The sequence below is a fragment of the Vibrio sp. D173a genome (genome assembly GCF_030248475.1).
Genome location: NZ_JAHGAH010000606.1, coordinates 1 through 1,103, shown reverse-complemented (window position 1 = coordinate 1,103; position 1,103 = coordinate 1). Strand labels below are relative to the sequence as shown.

The window sequence follows — 1,103 nt, the reverse complement described above, 5'->3', positions numbered from 1 at the left end:
CAGTCGATTTTGTTGCTGCATCATACCGAGCAGGAAGCGGTTACCAGAGCTTGCTGCAAGGATCTCATGGAAGTCTGCGCTCAAGGTGAAAAGCTGACTTGCAGTGATTGAGTCTGGGTTGTCGATAGCATGGATATGGCGCTCACGACATTTTTCCAATGCGTCGCGTTTTAGCCTCCACGTGGGTTCAAGTAGACCAGCAGGTTCAAAAATCAGACGGCATCGGTAACTTTCGGTGTGTCTTTCAAGGGAGTTGAGTACTCCATCCAGTTGCCACTTGTAACCAGGACTGCGTCGGAAAATCGCGTCGCTTTCCAATAACCTGAGCACCGATTGTACTTCTCCTCGATTGGCGTTATAGCGTTGTTGGAGTTCATTTTCCGAAAACGAATCGCTGATCTCGCCAAAGAAAATATCCATCAGTAGTCGCAAGTACAGTTGCTCTTCGCGCGCTTGCTCTTGGTTATTTTGATCATCGGTTTCGATATCGCAGGCATTCACCTGCAGTACAAATCCCTTGTATGGAACCGACTTCGCGATACCTTGATCGGACAAGTGCTTGAGTACTGCTCGCATCGGCGTTCTTGAAACCTCAAATTGCTGCGCAAGCGAGGATTCATTCAGGCTATTTCCGGCGACGGCATTTTCCTCTTTGAGGCGTGTTACTACCTTGAAGAGTAAATCGCGTTGAAGTCTTGTGATTGCTGATGTGTCCATATCGTCAAAAATTGTTCTGGGTTTGTTGTACCCGAGATAAACTGTTGTACTCGAGGTAAATTCTTTCACCCGAGATAAGTTGATGCGCCTATGGTAAACAGAAATTAGCATGAATACCATAAATTGTGTTTTGGTTGCCAAAATACGAAGGGGAGAACAAAAAAAGCCCAGTGATTGAGTGTTCACTGGGCCTTGTGTTTGAGCAATTCTTGTCGGCTGAGTTAGCGTCTCATCAAGTACAGGAAGTAGCCTCCACCAATCAAAGAGGCGAGCAGTCCTGCCGGGAATTGCCAAGGGAACCAAAGGGTTCGGCCTATCCAATCAGCACAAATCATGATGATTGCCCCCAGTAGTGCCGCCGTGAGCATTTGAGGTACAGCGCGATA

2 protein-coding genes are annotated in these 1,103 nt (G+C 47.4%); both read right to left on the bottom strand.

The window, feature by feature from the left end:
- A partial coding sequence (locus tag KIV40_RS27865; RefSeq protein WP_285352439.1) for a GntR family transcriptional regulator occupies positions 1 to 717 on the bottom strand: 717 nt, incomplete at its 3' end.
- A 221-nt stretch (positions 718 to 938) separates the two neighbouring features.
- The coding region (locus tag KIV40_RS27860) for an iron chelate uptake ABC transporter family permease subunit (protein WP_285352441.1) at positions 939 to 1,103 on the bottom strand (165 nt) is incomplete at its 5' end.